17 protein-coding genes are annotated in these 16,069 nt (G+C 38.4%); 16 read left to right on the forward strand and 1 reads right to left on the reverse strand.

From position 1 onward, the window contains the following. The first annotated feature begins 10 nt into the window (after positions 1-10). The 9 genes from PQQ29_RS04685 (at position 11) to PQQ29_RS04725 (ending at position 9,424) form a co-directional block, all read left to right on the forward strand. Positions 11-1,177 (forward strand): MFS transporter, encoded by a 1,167-nt coding sequence (locus PQQ29_RS04685; protein ID WP_187984058.1) that lies wholly within the window; start codon positions 11-13, stop codon positions 1,175-1,177. A gap of 207 nt (positions 1,178-1,384) precedes the next feature. Beyond that, positions 1,385-3,403 (forward strand): BglG family transcription antiterminator, encoded by a 2,019-nt coding sequence (locus PQQ29_RS04690; protein ID WP_010990657.1) that lies wholly within the window; start codon positions 1,385-1,387, stop codon positions 3,401-3,403. Positions 3,404-3,417: 14 nt separating this feature from the next. Further along, the gene (locus tag PQQ29_RS04695) at positions 3,418-3,747 is read left to right on the forward strand and encodes a PTS lactose/cellobiose transporter subunit IIA (protein ID WP_003766105.1); all 330 of its coding nucleotides are present in this window, start codon (positions 3,418-3,420) and stop codon (positions 3,745-3,747) included. Beyond that, a complete protein-coding gene (locus PQQ29_RS04700) occupies positions 3,748-4,083 on the forward strand; it encodes a PTS sugar transporter subunit IIB (protein WP_003766106.1) in 336 nt (111 codons plus the stop codon). It begins immediately after the preceding gene. A gap of 20 nt (positions 4,084-4,103) precedes the next feature. Continuing rightward, the gene (locus tag PQQ29_RS04705; RefSeq protein ID WP_003771099.1) at positions 4,104-5,429 is read left to right on the forward strand and encodes a PTS sugar transporter subunit IIC; all 1,326 of its coding nucleotides are present in this window, start codon (positions 4,104-4,106) and stop codon (positions 5,427-5,429) included. Between the two features lie 22 nt (positions 5,430-5,451). Beyond that, positions 5,452-6,180: a glucosamine-6-phosphate deaminase gene (locus PQQ29_RS04710; protein WP_147732736.1), complete on the forward strand. Its 729-nt coding sequence runs from the start codon at positions 5,452-5,454 to the stop codon at positions 6,178-6,180. Next, on the forward strand, positions 6,180-7,133 hold the full coding sequence (locus tag PQQ29_RS04715) for an aldo/keto reductase (protein ID WP_187984059.1): 954 nt from the start codon (positions 6,180-6,182) through the stop codon (positions 7,131-7,133). The genes PQQ29_RS04710 and PQQ29_RS04715 overlap by 1 nt, the downstream gene beginning before the upstream one ends. A 17-nt stretch (positions 7,134-7,150) precedes the next feature. Further along, the gene (locus tag PQQ29_RS04720; RefSeq protein WP_187984060.1) at positions 7,151-7,918 is read left to right on the forward strand and encodes a sugar phosphate isomerase/epimerase family protein; all 768 of its coding nucleotides are present in this window, start codon (positions 7,151-7,153) and stop codon (positions 7,916-7,918) included. Between the two features lie 114 nt (positions 7,919-8,032). After that, entirely contained in the window at positions 8,033-9,424 is a 1,392-nt protein-coding gene (locus PQQ29_RS04725; RefSeq protein ID WP_033838035.1) for a collagen binding domain-containing protein, read from the forward strand. Between the two features lie 40 nt (positions 9,425-9,464). Here PQQ29_RS04725 and PQQ29_RS04730 read toward each other — a convergent pair whose 3' ends face one another. Next, positions 9,465-9,941, reverse strand: a complete 477-nt coding sequence (locus PQQ29_RS04730; RefSeq protein ID WP_010990662.1) for a hypothetical protein — start codon at positions 9,939-9,941, stop codon at positions 9,465-9,467. Positions 9,942-10,074: 133 nt separating this feature from the next. Here PQQ29_RS04730 and PQQ29_RS04735 point away from each other — a divergent pair, with 133 nt between their 5' ends. From PQQ29_RS04735 to PQQ29_RS04765, 7 genes are all read left to right on the forward strand, one after another. Further along, positions 10,075-10,557, forward strand: a complete 483-nt coding sequence (locus PQQ29_RS04735; RefSeq protein WP_003761286.1) for a PH domain-containing protein — start codon at positions 10,075-10,077, stop codon at positions 10,555-10,557. Beyond that, positions 10,550-12,034, forward strand: coding sequence for a PH domain-containing protein (locus PQQ29_RS04740; RefSeq protein ID WP_187984061.1), 1,485 nt, complete (start codon positions 10,550-10,552; stop codon positions 12,032-12,034). The genes PQQ29_RS04735 and PQQ29_RS04740 overlap by 8 nt, the downstream gene beginning before the upstream one ends. Before the next feature lie 150 nt (positions 12,035-12,184). Continuing rightward, the gene (gene hemG / locus PQQ29_RS04745) at positions 12,185-13,564 is read left to right on the forward strand and encodes a protoporphyrinogen oxidase (RefSeq protein ID WP_070753404.1); all 1,380 of its coding nucleotides are present in this window, start codon (positions 12,185-12,187) and stop codon (positions 13,562-13,564) included. 1 nt (position 13,565) lies between these two features. Continuing rightward, the gene (gene acpS / locus PQQ29_RS04750; protein ID WP_003761296.1) at positions 13,566-13,922 is read left to right on the forward strand and encodes a holo-ACP synthase; all 357 of its coding nucleotides are present in this window, start codon (positions 13,566-13,568) and stop codon (positions 13,920-13,922) included. A gap of 18 nt (positions 13,923-13,940) precedes the next feature. Beyond that, a complete protein-coding gene (gene alr, locus PQQ29_RS04755) occupies positions 13,941-15,047 on the forward strand; it encodes an alanine racemase (RefSeq protein ID WP_187984062.1) in 1,107 nt (368 codons plus the stop codon). Between the two features lie 205 nt (positions 15,048-15,252). After that, positions 15,253-15,531, forward strand: a complete 279-nt coding sequence (locus PQQ29_RS04760) for a CopG family ribbon-helix-helix protein (RefSeq protein WP_003761302.1) — start codon at positions 15,253-15,255, stop codon at positions 15,529-15,531. Between the two features lie 3 nt (positions 15,532-15,534). Beyond that, positions 15,535-15,882 (forward strand): type II toxin-antitoxin system PemK/MazF family toxin, encoded by a 348-nt coding sequence (locus tag PQQ29_RS04765; RefSeq protein WP_010990666.1) that lies wholly within the window; start codon positions 15,535-15,537, stop codon positions 15,880-15,882. Positions 15,883-16,069: the final 187 nt, after the last annotated feature.

Genomic DNA, 16,069 nt, shown 5'->3' on the forward strand with positions numbered 1-16,069 from the left:
GGGAAATAACGTGGATATGAAAAAAGTAAATCCTAATTTGACACTTTTGGCGCTGGCGATTAGTGCGTTTGGGATTGGTTCAACAGAATTTATTAGTGTAGGGCTTCTTCCACTGATTTCTTCTAGTATGGGTGTGTCGATTAGTTCAGCGGGATTAACTGTATCGATTTATGCGCTAGGTGTGATGGTGGGGGCGCCGGTTTTAACAACAATGACGTCGAAAATGAATCGTAAAAATCTACTATTATTAGTAATGTTAGTATTTCTGATAGGGAATCTCGTCTCGGCATTTGCTGTAAGTTTTGGAATGCTCCTTACCGGGCGGGTAGTGGCGGCATTTGCGCACGGGATATTTATGTCGATTGCTTCGGTTATTGCGGCAGATGTCGTTCATCCGAGCAAACGAGCTAGTGCGATTGCTGTGATGTTTACGGGGCTAACAGTGGCGACTGTGACTGGGGTGCCACTTGGAACCTTTATCGGGCAACTATTTGGCTGGCGGATGTCGTTTCTGTTTATTGTTGCGATAGGCATGATTGCGATTATTGCCAACTTCTTTTTAGTTCCAAAAAATTTATCTAATGCAAGTAGTATTTCATTTAAATCGATTGGGCAATTATTAGTTAATAAAAAAATCGTGATGGTATTACTCATGACGGCGTTTGGTTACGGGGGCACATTTGTTGTTTATACGTATTTATCGCCAATGTTTAGCAATATGGGTTATTCGACAAGTATGATAGTTATTTTACTGATTATTTATGGTGTGATGGTTGCGATTGGGAATACGATTGGTGGGCATTTTGCGAATGAGCGCCCAGCTAAAGCACTTTTCGTGATGTTTAGTTTGCAAGGGATTACGTTATTATTGCTTCAATTTACGTCGACCAATGCTATTTTAGGTTTAATTACTATTATGCTAATGGGATTTTTCGCGTTTATGAATGTGTCTGGATTGCAGCTTTATGTGGTGCAATTAGCAGAACGGTATTTGCCAGAAACGGTGAGCATGGCTTCTGCGCTTAATATTTCTGCGTTTAATATTGGAATCGCGCTCGGAGCATTTATTGGTGGATTAGTAACGGAATATATTGGTTTAAGTTATACACCGATTGTCGGATTTTTGATGGTTTTCATCGCAATTATTTTAACTTTCTATATGAAAAAAGATAAATAGTTCAAATAATAGGCCTTTTACAGTGAATGTAGAAGGCTTTTTTTGTGCTTTCGGTAGGTCTGACCTATTCCGGCAAGGTTTTTTTCCAGTTATAGTAAAATGGATAGTTTTTTTGTCCCGACAGGTCTGACAAAAATAGCTATATAGCTTATTGTAAGCCCTATCATGAAAATGATAAATTGAATTTAGAAAGAGGAGTGATACCTGATGAAACTAAATCAGCAGTGTATTCAAATTTTAGATTTTCTTATGGAGCAGGAAGATTTTAAAAATATTGGTTATATTTCTAACGCGCTTGGTTGTTCGGAGCGCAGTGTTCGTTATAGTTTGGAAAAAATCGATATTTTTCTCCATGAGCAAACGTTGCCAGCTCTTATCAGACATACGAGGAAAGGGGTGCTACTTCCAGAAAAGAACATCATAAATCCGGTGGTGAGTAAGTTCAAACAGCAAATCACGCCGAAAAAATATCGTTACAGCCAAGAAGAAGTACAGCAATTTTTACTATTAAAGCTTCTTTTAAGTGAAGAAGTGCTTCCGGTTACATATTTTGAAGAAGTTCTTTTTATTTCAAGATCTTCTGTGCTAAATCATCTACGCGCAATTGAAGGGGAACTTTTTTTAAATAACTTGGATTTGTCCCACCAACCGCGTCATGGATTTCTAGTGACTGGTAATTTAATTACGAAAACATCCCTTTTTGCGAGGAGTTTCTTGCGTTTTATTAACATCCGAGAATTTTATCAGTTTTTAGATTCAGAAAATAGCTTATCTAAAAAAGGAGAGTTATTTTTTTATAACCTTTTTGAGATGGAAGTTTTGCAGGAAGTGAATCGTGAGGCGCATTCGGTTGAAGAGAATATGACGCGTGCGATGGATGAGCAACTTTATTTAACCTTAATTGCTATTTTACTAAAACAACATGAAACGAAAGTAGATTTTAAGTTTACAGCGGATTTTGCGGTGACAGATGAGCTAGATAAAGCGCTAGAAACGATTATTGGCTCGCTCAAGCAGTACCAATATGGGAGTGAAGATGAAGCTATCATTGAAGCTTTTGTGAGAGGTATTTGCGAAAAAATGGGCGAAATTTATCAAGTGGATTTTGTGCATGGAGATACGGATTTTTTTACACAAATGAAGGCGCATATTAAGTTAATGATTCGGCGCGTTCGAGCAGGGGTTATTATTGAAAATCCGATTTTTAATGAATTTATGCGTGATAATCGCGAAATTTTTATGCGGGTGAAGGAAAGTTTGGAAGCATTAAAGCCGGTGTTGCCGATTTCTGTTAGTTCTCAAGAAATTTCCTTTTTAGCGATTTACTTTGCATCTGAGGTACAGCGAAATAAACAAACCGTTGAAATGAAACCAAACTTATTGATTATTTGTCCAGAAGGGGTCGCAGTGTCAAATATGATTGCGATTCAGTTAAAACGAATGTTTGAATTTGAGTCGGTTCAGACGATTGGTCTTAGAAAATTTAAGCGTGATATGATGAAAGATTTTGACTTTGTTATTAGTACAGTGGATTTACCAGATATGCAAGATGCTAAAGTGCTTAGAATTAATAGCTATTTGCAAAAAGAAGATATGGAATTACTACAAAAGCATTTACGAATGAAGTTGGTTAAAAGTGATAAGCAGATAATTAACAAATTTAGTAAGATTTTAGCGATTATAGCGGAAAATACGCAAATTAATAATTTAAGTAAGTTAGAATTCGACTTATTGGAAGCGCTTATATCTGATGAGGGAGAGGCGCCAAGGAAAATTATCCCGCCATTTCAATTTACAGAAGAGGCCATCATTATGGAAGAAAATTGTCCAACTTGGCGAAAAGCAATTAAACTCGGAACAAAATGTATGGAGAAGCTTGGGGTAATTGAGCCTAGTTATCATGAAAAAATCATCCATAATTTAAAAGTTTATGGGCCGTATATGGTTGTTGCGCCAGGTGTTGCGATTGCGCACGCTGGAGCAAGTGATGGTGTTTTGATGGATGGTATTGGGGTGACGATAATTGAGGACGGGATTATGTTTTTTGATAGATACGAAAAGCCGGTTCATGTCATTTTCACCTTGGCCTTAAAAACAAAAGAGGCACATTTAATCGTTGAACAATTAATGAAATTAGCGCTGAATGAAGAAAAAATGCAAAAAATTAAAATGGCTAGCTCAAAACGTGATATTTATCATTACGTTAAGTCAGCTATCTTTGAATGAGAGAGGGTTTCATAATGGACATAGAAAAAATATCGTTTTCACTAATATCGCTAGCGGGGGATTCATTTTCTAAATTAATTGAAGCATTACAAGCCGCAAAAGAATCGAACACAGAACTAGTAGATCAGCTTTTGAAAGAGGCGGATGATTTAATGATTGAAGCGCACAAAGTACAAACAGAAATGCTTATTCAAGAAACGAGAGGCGAACAAGCCAGTTTTTCTGTTTTACTCGTACATGCGCAAGATACCTTAATGAATACTATTTTAGCATCAACGTTAATTCGCGAAATGATTGAAATGCATCAAGAAATGAAAGCATTAAAAAAAGAGGAGGAAAAGTAAATGGAAATAAATCAATTACATGTACTTCTAGTGTGTAATCTAGGTGCATCAACCGGAGTAATGGTAACAAAAATGAAAGAAATTGCTCAAAATAGCGAAAAACTAAAGAATACAGACGTGAAAATCGAGGCACATCCTGCTGGAGAATTACGTGAGCATATTGAAGACTTCGATGTTATTTTAGTCGGGCCACAAATTAAACACCAACTAAAACATTTAAGTGAAATCGCAGCTGAATATAATAAACCAATCCAAGTCATCGATACGAAAGATTACGGCACAGTTAACGGAGCAAACATTTTAAAAGACGCGATTATCCTTAAAATGAACAAATAAAAAAAGTGGAGGGGAACAACATGTCGAGTAAAAACAAACAATCTTTTATGAACCGTTTTATCGCTTTTATGGAGAAGTATTTTGAGCCAGTCGCAGCTAGAATTGAAAAACAACGCCATATTTCCTCAATAAAAAATGGGATGATTGCTTTGATCTCGGTTTTAATTATTGGATCATTTTCGCTGATTATTTCAGCAATCGGAAATATGTTTCCAGCGGGTTCTGTTGTGAAAGAATTCTTTGTTCAAAACGCAGCAGCACTTAACTTACCGTTTCAATTTACGTTTGGATTACTATCGATTTATGCTGCCATAACTATTTCCTACAGCCATGCAAAACAAATGAAAGTACCCGTGTTACATAGTGTGATGGCCGCTGTTATGGTAACACTCATCCTCAATACGAAAATGGTTGACGGGGTTCTAAATACAGAATTTCTAGATTCAAGAGGACTCTTTATCGCAATATTTGCAGCACTTATTTCTGTTGAACTTATCGGTTTGTTTATTAGAAAAAATATTACGATTCAAATTAAAGGATTACCAGCGGGGATTGCGACTACTTTTGAAGCGATTATTCCACTCGTAGTACTGCTATTCAGTGCTGTTGGACTTAGTATTCTAATGCAAAGTGTGACGAGCGGGCAAATTATTCCAGAAGCTTTCACGACGATGCTAGCTCCGGCGATTAATAGCATTGATACACCTTATGCAGTGTTCCTTATCTGTTTCCTTGAAATGCTATTTTGGTTTATCGGTCTAAATGGTTATGCGATTTTGATTGGTTTTGTGCTTCCATTTATGACACAATATTTAGGAGCGAACGCAGCTGCTTATGCGGCAGGAGAACCAATTCCGTACGTATTTGCGCCAAACTTCTGGGATTACTTCATGGGATTCTCAGGTTCTGGTATTACAGGAGCATTAGTTATTCTGGCTTTATTTAGTAAATCAAGAGAATTAAAAGCAGTCGGAAAAGTGTCTGTCGTTCCAGCGATTTTTACGATTTCCGAGCCAGTGGTATTTGGACTTCCAATCTGTTTTAACCCATATTTATTTATCCCATTCGTACTTGGAACACCTATTTTAGCAGTAGGCCAGTGGTTTGTGTTCCACTTTGGTTGGGTTCGTCCGCCGATTGCAAATGTAGGCGGGACACCGATTCCACTCGCACAGTATTTAGCGACCATGGACTGGCGCGCGATTATTTTAATCATCTTCGTTCTCGCAGTAGCAGTTTGTATGTATTATCCATTCTTTAAAATGTATGAAAAGAGCTTAATCAAAGAAGAAACAGTGGTATCAGAACGTCAAGCGGCGCACGATGCACTGGACTTAGATTTCTAATACAGGAAGGTTGATTTAAAAAATGAAATTAATTATTAATGAAAATGAACAACTCGTCGCGGAAACGGTAAGTCAAAGAATCATCGAATTGGTAAAGGCGAAACCAGCAAGCTTAATTTGTATTGCTGGTGGGGATACGCCGTTACTTACGATAGAAGCTCTGATAAAAGCTAGTCAAGCTGGTGAAGTAGATTTCAGTCAAACGCAATTTGTTGGTTTGGATGAGTGGGTTGGCTTAGGGCGCGAAACCAAAGGCAGTTGTATCCAAACGTTGTATGATGCGTTTTTTGACCGTTTAGAAAATGTTTCAGGTGATCAAATTTGCTTTTTTGACGGGAAAGCGAAGGATTTAGCTGCCGAATGTGCTCGGGTAGATGCCTTTATTGATGAGCGAGGCGGGATGGATTTTATTTTATTAGGGATTGGACTTAACGGGCATATTGGCTTTAATGAACCTTTTGTGCCGGTGGATGTGAACTGCCATGTGGTAGAGCTCGATGATGTAACGAAACGTGTAATGAGCAAATATTTCGATACAGACTTACCGTTAACACACGGAATTTCCCTTGGAATGAAGCAAATTTTAGCGGCGAAAGAAATTTACTTAGTAGCTACAGGAGCGAAAAAAGTCGACATCGTTAAACAAGTAATTGAAAAAGCGCCAACAGTTGCGATTCCTGCGACGCTCGTAAAAGAAGCAAATACAACCCTTGTAATTGATAAAGTAGCGGCTAGTGGGGTGAAGGCATAATGGAAAAAATTATTGTTCAAGGAAGGAAAAATGGCAAACAAATCGAGATAGCTTGTTCGAATTTAGTCATGGGAGCTGGAGATTTTTTACGCGCTGATAATATGGATTTTGCTGGTCCGATACTAGATCAATATTTTGAAATGGGCGGAAATATATTTGATACCGCGCGCCATTATCGTCATAGCGAAAAAGCAATCGGCACGTGGATGAAAGCTCGTGGTAATCGCGATAGTGTAATTATCCAAACAAAAGGCGGACATCCGGTACGAGAAGCAAGCGATGTGCCACGAGTTACGGCAGAAGCAATCCATGAAGATATTTCCGTTAGTTTAGACACGCTACAAACAGATCATGTCGAATTATTTGCACTTCACCGTGATAATCCAGAAGTAGAAGTGGGTGAGATCATGGAAGCAATGCATCAAGAAGTGGAAGATGGCCGGGTATATGCTATTGGATTATCTAACTGGGAATTACCGCGGATTATCGAAGCAAACGAATATGCAGTAAGCCATGGTTTAACCCCATTAAGCTTCAATAGCCCTAATTTTAGTTTGGCAAAAGTGAATCGACCACGCTGGGAAAATTGTGTTTCAGCAAACGAAGCGATGATTAACTGGCATGAAAAAACGGGCTTGCCGCTATTTTCTTGGTCGTCACAAGCTGGCGGGTTTTTCTCCGGTCGATTTTCTAAAGAAGATAGAAGTGATACGGAAATGGTAGAAGTTTATTATAGTGAAGCAAACTGGGAACGATTCAGTCGCGCCAAACAACTCGCTAAACAAAAGGGCTGTACACCAATTCAAATTTCGCTCGCGTATGTTTTAACACAATCTTTCCCAACAGCCGCAGTTATCGGACCGGAAAATGCTGCTGAACTTAAGTCGTCTGTTTTGGCAGCAGAAATTACGTTAACGCAAGCAGAAGTTGACTGGCTTGATTTAAAGGCATAAGGAAAGGCGGAGAGAAAATGGATATTCAAGCGAAAATAGCAGTCCAACTATATTCAGTAAGAAAAGAAATGGAACGCGATTTAGAAGGTACGCTCCAGAAAATTCACGAAATCGGCTTTCGTTATGTGCAACTTGATGGTATGCGAGGCAATGATCCGGCAGAGGTTTTACGCTTACTTCAAAAATATGAGTTGAAAGTTATCGGGATGCACATTAAACACGACCGCTTTATGAATGATTTAGACGGTATTATTGAAGAAGCTTATTACTTCGGTTGTAAAACAGTTTTTGATAAATATATTGAAGAGGAAGACCAAACAACTGCGGGTTACATTGCAACAAAAGAAGCACTCATAGAAGCAGCAGGAAAGTTACACGCACTCGGTTTTCGCATCGGTCTTCACAATCCGGAATACGATTTTAATGAATGCATCAATGGCCGCCGAGTGATGGATTTTATCACAGATCCAGTTAATGGAATTTGCATTTACGCAGAACCAGATACGTACTGGATTAAAGCAGCCGGACATGATGAAACGGAATTTATTAAACGATACAGTGGACGGGCGCCAATTGTTCATATGAAAGACTTTATAAGTGGTTTTGAGCTAGAAGATATGGATAATAACCTCGTTGAAATGGGCGAGGGCGAAGTAAATTTCCGCGCTATCATCGAGTGGGGCGAAACTAATGGAGTGGAATATTATTGTATCGAGCAAGATAGATCGAAACGAAATATGTTCGAAACTTTAGAAGCAAGTTACAACTATTTAATAGAACTATAGTAAAAACGCCAGAGATTTTTCTCTGGCGTTTTCTTATGTGAAACTAGTAGCAACGTTTACAACGAGTAAGGTTTGGGAATGTACATGTAGATGTTTTAAGGGGGAATGAAACAAATGAAAAAAAAGTGGCTAATTTTCGCAATCATTTTTTTAATTGCAAGTGGATTTTTGAGCCCAAAAGCAGAGGCTGCAACAGATTACGGTAGCAGCTTTTTTACTAATGTAGCTTTGCAAAATCAAAACGGGGATCCAGTTACTAATTTTAAAGAAAATAGCAAAGTGCGGGTAGCGTATGATTTTGTTATTACGCAACCTGTTGTAAGTGGAGAGACAATGACATTAACGATTCCGGATCAGCTAAAATTAATCAATTTCGGTGGTTTTCCAGTGAATGATGCATCAGGAAATACTATTGCGAATGCGACAATTGATCCAGCGACAGGAACGATTACCTTAACTTTTACAGATTACGTCAATACACATACAAACTTAAGTGGTAGCTTGTTTTATAATGCCACTTTTAACAGCAAGAATATCCAAACAGACCAAGTGAATCCAATCCAGTTTCCAGTAAATAACACCACGCAAACCATTAATACTTATATAAGCAAAGTAACAACAGGTGGCGGTACTGGCTCACCTACTATCGTCTTTAAACAAGGGCGAATGGATGATAAGGACACGAGTATTATTCATTGGACTGTTACACTAAACAATGCACTTACACCAATTGATAATGCGATTTACACCGATACACTTGGAACTGGCCAAAATCTTCTTGGAAATGCAACAATCAAATACCGCGACGCAAATAAAAAAGTTCTATCCACCAACGTCCAACCTATTGCGCTCGATAGTAATCGTAATTTTGAATTAACAATCGGTACACTGAACAATCAATCAGTCGTCATTACTTACGATACTAAAATCACCACGAAACAAAAAAGTTATACAAATAAAGCCACTTTATCAGGTGACAATTTAGATGCAGTTTCAAGAAATGCAACCGTTAATGATTACGGAAGCGGCGGACAAGGGACAGGAACACCGCCACCAACACCGCCAGTTAAAGAAGAACCACCATTTATCCCAGCAGATAAACAACCAATTGAAAAAATCGTTGAAACAGACTTTGGACCAATTGAAGTTGTCAAAGATTCCGAACAAGATGGTAAAATCAAAGTCATTTATAAAGTGAAAAGTGGCGATACTTTACCAGGCGTTGCTAAAAAATTCGATGTGACTGTTGCAGAAATCAAAGACTGGAACCATTTAAGCTCGGATAATTTACAAACGGGACAAAAACTACAATTAACTATCGAAAAAACACTACTATCAAAAATTACCGTCCCAACTCCGCAAAAAGTGACTAGTACAACGAGAGTGGATGGGGCAGTAAACGCATCTGGCACTTTGCCACATACAGGTGACGAAAGCCCACTAATTCCATTTTTGGCTGGAGTAAGTTTGGTTGCAATCGGTTTAACTTTTGGACGTAAAAACTAAAAAAAGGAAGCGCTGAATTTCTCTAGCGCTTCCTTTTATATTATAGAAGGTGACCTTTTTTTCGATGTGTCACGGTTTGGTTTTTTGATTTATCATGAAACGATTTGGAATTTTTGTTTGGCTTATCGGGAAGATTGATAGTTATCGTTTTGCTTTCGGTTGTTCCATCAGCCATTTTTGCGATAATAGTCACTAAATTATTTCCGGGCTCCAAGTTTTCTAATGTAAATTGGTGATTTTCAGTATTACCGGCAATTTGTTGGGTCTGATTATTTGTTTTAATCGAAATTGTTGCAGCGGTATCTGTTTGAAACATTAATTCCGCGCTATTTTTCGTCGTTTCGATATAAGGGTTTTGAATGGAATAAGTTAGGAACATTTCCATTAATTCGCCTGTTGTTGCAGTTGTATAGGTGACTCCCGTTGATTCTTTTTTCGCATGGGCAATTTCTGGAAGCCAGTTTAAAGTTAGCGACAAAAGCGCAACTATTAATAGAACGTAACCTTTTTTCTTCATCATTCTCACCTCTTCTTTTTCCATTATAAAAAAGAAATATGAACAAATTATGAATAAAATATGATAGTTTTAAAAAATCGCTACCAATTTGGATGGTTTTAACGTAAGATAAAAAGAAAAAAGGAGTAGAGCAATGGAACTTGAAAATTTAGAAAAGAAATTACCGAAGAAAATTAAAACTGTATGGCGGCAAACAGAGGGAATTGCTGTTTTTGTTTTTCTTGTTTGTTCGGTGGCTGCGGCAATTATTTTATATTATGCTGGAGCCTCGGTTTGGTGGAGTGCTATTGGATTTGGTTTCACTCTTTTATATGCCGCTTTTATTTACTTATTCATTATTCCGTTTCGTTTTGCGAGGTGGAGCTATCAAATTAAACCTGATGAAATGGAAATTCAGCACGGTATTATTTTTAGAAGTCGTGTATTAATTCCAATGATTCGCATCCAACACGTGGAAACGGAGCAAGGCCCACTACTTAGAAGACAAAAATTAGTTTCCTTATCAATTACAACAGCTGCAAGGACACATAAGATTGAAGCGGTAAACGCATCCGAGTCAGATGAACTTAGACATCATATCCTTGAGCTTGTGAAGGTGGCGAAAGAAGATGTTTGAAGAAAGACGCCTCCATCCAATTGCTCTAATTAAAGAAATTATCACAAACGTAAGGCGCAATATTGTTCCTATCGTCGTCGGTTTGTTTTCTGTTTTTCGCGCAATTAATAGCAACGGTTACTTACCGAACTGGGCTGTATATCTTATTATTGTCATCGTTATATTGCTCGTTTTAACCCCCGCGGTTTTAAAATACATTACATATAAATACACACTGGAAGACCAAGGGATTCGTATTAAATACGGTTTGATTTTCCGGAAAAATACTTACATACCTTATGAACGCATTCAAACCGTCCAAAAGAAACAATGGTTTTTCTTTATTCCATTTAACGTCTGCCAAATTTTAATTGAAACAGCAGGTGGTAATGGTAAAGCGGAGGCCGACTTAGTTGCTGTTCCTGTGAGCGTGGTCGACGAATTAAAAGATTTACGTGACGGGAAAAAAGCAACCATACAAGATGAAGTGAAAGAAACCGAAGATCCAGAAGTAGAAGTGCTTGAGACAGAAGAAGCTCCAGAAAAAACGGTGATGTTACAAACAAAACAACTCATATTAATGGCCGTAACATCAGGTGGAGTTTTCGGAACGCTCCTAATCGTCCTCGCATTCATGCAACAATTCCGTGAAGTCATTCCGACAGATTGGATGGAAGCTCAAGCAGAAGAATTATGGAAAATGGGAATAATTGTACTTATTGTCTTAATCGTTTTGATTCTCCTAGTATTATGGGGCATCTCGATTGTTACGACTCTTTTCAAATATTTCCAGTTCAAACTAATGAAATACCCCAATTCCCTAGTCGTGGAAAAAGGATTATTAGAACGAAACCATACAACTATATCACTTGCCCGGATTCAAGGAATTACCATTATTGAATCACCACTACGACAAATGCTTGGACTAGTTGCTGTCAAGGTAATTACAGCCGGCAACTCAGGTGATGAAAAACAATCAGGTGACATTTTACTCTTACCAATTATGAAAAAAGAGTTGGCCTTAAAAACGTTAAAAGAAATGCTACCCGATTATTTATTTGAAATAGAAGAAATGGAACGTGCTCCAAAAGCAAGTTTGCGCAGATTTTTGCAGATTTACCTCATTTGGACAGTCATTCCGGCTATTATAGCAAGTATATTATTCTTCCCACTTGGCTTAATTAGTATTATTTTACCAATTTTAGCGGGAATAAAAGCGATAGCAAGTTACCGGGCGACTGGGGTTTTCATGGATAAACACACACTACTCGTACAGTCACGACCAATTTTCTCTAAGTTAACCCATATTATCCGTAAAGAACGAATCCAAGGTTTAAGCTTACGACAAAGCATTTGGATGGAAAAAGGGGATTCGCGCCATTTAAATGTGTGGCTTAAATCTGGCAGTACAAGCGCTGAGGCATATGTGCGCTATTTAAATCAAGACCAAGCAATAAACGTATACAACTGGTACAGCCCATCAAAAACGATTAATTAATAAATAGAACATTCAATTTCTAAAAAATCTGTGGAGGTAAACGCATAGGTTTTTGGAAGCGAATGTTCTATTATTTTTTTTCAATTAGGTGGAAATCTGGTAAAATAGAAAGAATAAACGACACAAGAGATAGAGAGGATTGGTTAAGTAGTGAAACACATAGTGATTATCGGAGGCGGCTTATCGGGGCTTGCAGCAGCTTATGAACTACAAAAAACACATCCGAATTATACGTGGGAATTAGTTGAAAAAGACGAGAAATTAGGCGGGAAATTTGAAACAGTAAAACGGGACGGATTTTTAATTGAAAAAGGCCCAGATTCCTTTTTAGCTAGAAAGCCAGCTGGAGTGGGCTTAGTGAAGGACTTAGGACTCGAAGATAAATTAATTGCAAATGCGACAGGACGGTCTTACATTTACCATCAAAAAGCACTTCATCCAATTCCAGAAGGTTCTGTGATGGGAATTCCAACTGATAGAGAAGCACTTCTAGCTAGCACGCTTGTCTCTGAAATAGGCAAAGCACGCGCACTCCAAGAACCGACAATCGAACCAAATAATCAAGAAACAGATCAGCCACTTGGCGAATTCTTTGAAGCGCGTTTCGGCAAGGAATTAGTGAAAACAATCATTGAACCTCTTTTATCAGGAATTTACGCGGGTGATATATACAAAATGAGTTTGCGTGCTACATTTCCGCAATTTGAACAAACCGTCAGAAAGTATGGAAATCTAATGGACGGGTTGAAGGAAAGTACTATGCAAACAACTGGCACAAAAGGAACCATTGGCGCCTTTCGAACGTTAGAAGGAGGCTTAGACCGTTTACCAAAAGCAATTGCCGACGCCCTGCCAGCTGAAAACTTGCATACAGCGAAACAAGCAACACAAATCACGAAAAAAAATACTTCTTATGAAATTTCTTTTGCTGATGGAGATAAAAAAGAAGCAGATGGCGTTATTATTGCAGCTACACATGATGCCCTGATTCATTTGTTAGCAGAAACGACCACAGCACCTTTTGCAGGACAACCACTAACGACACTCGCGACGGTTTCGTTAGCTTACGACGAAAAAGATGTACCCATTTTGCCGGATGGAACAGGTTATTTAGTTGCTCGAACCGCGCCGTATAAAACAACTGCTTGTACGTGGGTGCAAAAAAAATGGCCTCACATGGTACCAAAAGATAAAATGTTATTACGGGGCTTTGTTGGTAAAGCTGGTGAATCTTGGTTAGAGCAAGCAAGTGATGAAGCAATCGTCACTGCTGTACTAACAGATTATGCGGAAATAATGGATTTACATGCCGCCCCACTTTTTTATGAAGTAAGTCGAATGAAATCAGCTATGCCGCAGTATTTAGTAGATCACCAAGATCGTCTTAAACAATTGAAAAAAAACATCCAGACAGACTATCCAGGTGTTTATTTTGCAGGGATGAGTTACGAAGGTGTAGGAATTCCTGACTGTATAGCTGGAGCACAAACTGCGGTTACTGAATTAGCAGATTTCTTGGAAGAGGTGTAACATGATTAAAGGAATTGGACTCGATATGATCGATTTAGACCGTGTAAAACAAGCGGTCGAAAAGAACCCTCGCTTTATCGAACGAATTTTAACAGAAAAAGAAACTAAACAATATGAAAAATACGAAGGTAGCCGTAAAATTGAGTTTTTAGCAGGACGTTTCGCAGCAAAAGAAGCGTATGCGAAAGCTAATGGAACTGGATTTGGTAAACATTTAAGTTTTACTGATGTAGAAATTTTACAAGTTGAAGATGGGCGACCGCACGTAACGATGCCGATAAAACAAGGTGAAACTGTTTTTGTGAGTATCACCCATACAGCCAGATCAGCCGCAGCACAAGTGATAATTGAACAATAGAAAGGAAAGTGAACGATAGTGGTAACAGGCTGGCACCGTCCGACATGGATTGAAATTGACCGCGCAGCAATTCGCGAAAATATAAAAAATGAACAAAATAAACTACCAGATAAGGTGGCACTTTGGGCCGTAGTAAAAGCAAATGCATACGGTCACGGAATTATTGAAACAGCAAAAATAGCGAAAGAAGCCGGAGCAAAAGGTTTTTGTGTCGCTATTTTAGATGAAGCTCTTGCATTAAGAGAAGCTGGGTTTCGAAATGAATTTATTCTCGTCTTAGGGGCAACTAGAAAAGAAGACGCCAACCTTGCTGCTAAAAATAATATCTCAGTTACTGTTTTTAGAGAAGATTGGTTGGACGATTTAACTTTAGAGGCGCCACTCCGGATTCATTTAAAAGTAGATAGTGGCATGGGACGCCTTGGTATTCGTAGTAGAGAAGAAGCACAGCGAATCGAAACAACAGTAGCGATAGATCATCAAATGATTTTAGAAGGTATTTATACGCATTTTGCGACAGCCGATCAATTAGAAACAAGTTATTTTGAACAACAATTAGCAAAATTCCAAGCAATTTTAAGTAGTTTAACAACACGCCCAACATTCGTTCATACAGCAAATTCAGCAGCTTCATTGCTACAACCGCAAATTGATTTCGATGCTATTCGCTTTGGGATTTCGATGTATGGTTTAACACCTTCCACGGAAATTAAAAATAGTTTGCCCTTTGAACTTAAACCTGCACTTGCACTTTATACGGAAATGGTTCATGTGAAAGAACTAGCGCCAGGTGACAGTGTTAGCTACGGCGCAACTTATACAGCAACCGAAAAAGAATGGGTTGCGACATTACCAATTGGTTATGCAGATGGCCTTATTCGCCATTATAGTGGCTTTCATGTTTTAGTAGAAGGCGAGCGGGCACCAATTATCGGAAGGATTTGTATGGATCAAACCATCATAAAACTTCCTCGTGAATTTCAAACTGGTACAAAAGTAACGATAATCGGTTCAGATCATGGAAATAAGGTAACAGCAGATGATGCAGCAGAATATTTAGGCACAATTAATTATGAAGTTACTTGTTTGTTAACGGAGCGCATACCAAGGAAATACATCAATTAGAAGGTAATATTCGTGCTTTTTTTAAGAGAAGCGTTTATAATCTAACATATGAAACTTTATAGCTATATATAGGACTTAAGGGAGTTCCTAAGCTGAAACTGTAACATTCTTAACAATAAAATGCGAAATAACTCTTTTCTTCATGGCGTGATAATGGTACGATATAGTTGTTACTTACAGGTACGAGGCTTTGGGGGTGTGACACGTGTTAGAGAAAGAAAAACGGATGATAATATCCGTAGAACTGACACAGGAAATGGTACAAGAACTCGACGTAGTTGTAGAAAAAGAAAAAATGGGGCGGAGTGAAGTTATAATGGAAGCAACGCAACAATTTTTACAGGAGAAAAGAGCTCGTGAATTAAGAGACGAGATGGAACGCGGCTATGCAGAAATGGCGACGATTAATTTCGCTATCGCGTGCGAGTGTACTCATGTCGAAGCAGAGGCAGAAGACAGGAATATTAGTATTTTAGGAGGTTAATGGCTGATGGTGAAGCGTGGTGACGTTTACTACGCGGACCTTTCCCCCGTGGTCGGAAGCGAGCAAGGGGGAATAAGGCCTGTTCTCATCATTCAAAATGATATTGGTAATAGATTCAGTCCAACTGTGATCGTGGCAGCAATAACTGCAAAAATTCAAAAAGCGAAGTTGCCAACACATGTGGAAGCTACTCGTAAAGACGGCTTTGAAAGAGATTCTGTCATTCTATTAGAACAAATTAGAACGATAGATAAACAACGCCTGACAGATAAGATTACACATTTGGACGAGGAACTAATGGCCAAGGTAAATCAGGCACTTGAAGTCAGTCTAGGAGTAGTAGAATTCTAAACAATCCTAAAGAAATAACATACAATGATGAATGCAGGCAAAGGGTCTGACGTAAAAAAAGATAATTAATACATAAGAAAATAATTAACTAGTCTGGCTAAGCAAAAAGGGCATCAGAAACCTACAAACAACGCGTAATCAACCTATTCGCTAAATTTGTTTCTAATGTCTTTTTTTAAAGAATAGT

This window comes from Listeria innocua (genome assembly GCF_028596125.1).
Taxonomy (GTDB): Bacteria; Bacillota; Bacilli; order Lactobacillales; family Listeriaceae; genus Listeria; species Listeria innocua.

What these genes read in the sequence shown, in the direction of transcription:
- PQQ29_RS04710 (WP_147732736.1), top strand. Translation starts at nt 5,452, where the DNA reads ATGAAATTAATTATTAATGAAAATGAACAACTCGTCGCGGAAACGGTA.
- PQQ29_RS04720 (WP_187984060.1), top strand. Translation starts at nt 7,151, where the DNA reads ATGGATATTCAAGCGAAAATAGCAGTCCAACTATATTCAGTAAGAAAA.
- PQQ29_RS04725 (WP_033838035.1), top strand. Translation starts at nt 8,033, where the DNA reads ATGAAAAAAAAGTGGCTAATTTTCGCAATCATTTTTTTAATTGCAAGT.
- PQQ29_RS04715 (WP_187984059.1), top strand. Translation starts at nt 6,180, where the DNA reads ATGGAAAAAATTATTGTTCAAGGAAGGAAAAATGGCAAACAAATCGAG.
- PQQ29_RS04705 (WP_003771099.1), top strand. Translation starts at nt 4,104, where the DNA reads ATGTCGAGTAAAAACAAACAATCTTTTATGAACCGTTTTATCGCTTTT.
- acpS (WP_003761296.1), top strand. Translation starts at nt 13,566, where the DNA reads ATGATTAAAGGAATTGGACTCGATATGATCGATTTAGACCGTGTAAAA.
- PQQ29_RS04695 (WP_003766105.1), top strand. Translation starts at nt 3,418, where the DNA reads ATGGACATAGAAAAAATATCGTTTTCACTAATATCGCTAGCGGGGGAT.
- PQQ29_RS04700 (WP_003766106.1), top strand. Translation starts at nt 3,748, where the DNA reads ATGGAAATAAATCAATTACATGTACTTCTAGTGTGTAATCTAGGTGCA.
- PQQ29_RS04730 (WP_010990662.1), bottom strand. Translation starts at nt 9,941, where the DNA reads ATGAAGAAAAAAGGTTACGTTCTATTAATAGTTGCGCTTTTGTCGCTA.
- PQQ29_RS04690 (WP_010990657.1), top strand. Translation starts at nt 1,385, where the DNA reads ATGAAACTAAATCAGCAGTGTATTCAAATTTTAGATTTTCTTATGGAG.
- PQQ29_RS04735 (WP_003761286.1), top strand. Translation starts at nt 10,075, where the DNA reads ATGGAACTTGAAAATTTAGAAAAGAAATTACCGAAGAAAATTAAAACT.
- PQQ29_RS04740 (WP_187984061.1), top strand. Translation starts at nt 10,550, where the DNA reads ATGTTTGAAGAAAGACGCCTCCATCCAATTGCTCTAATTAAAGAAATT.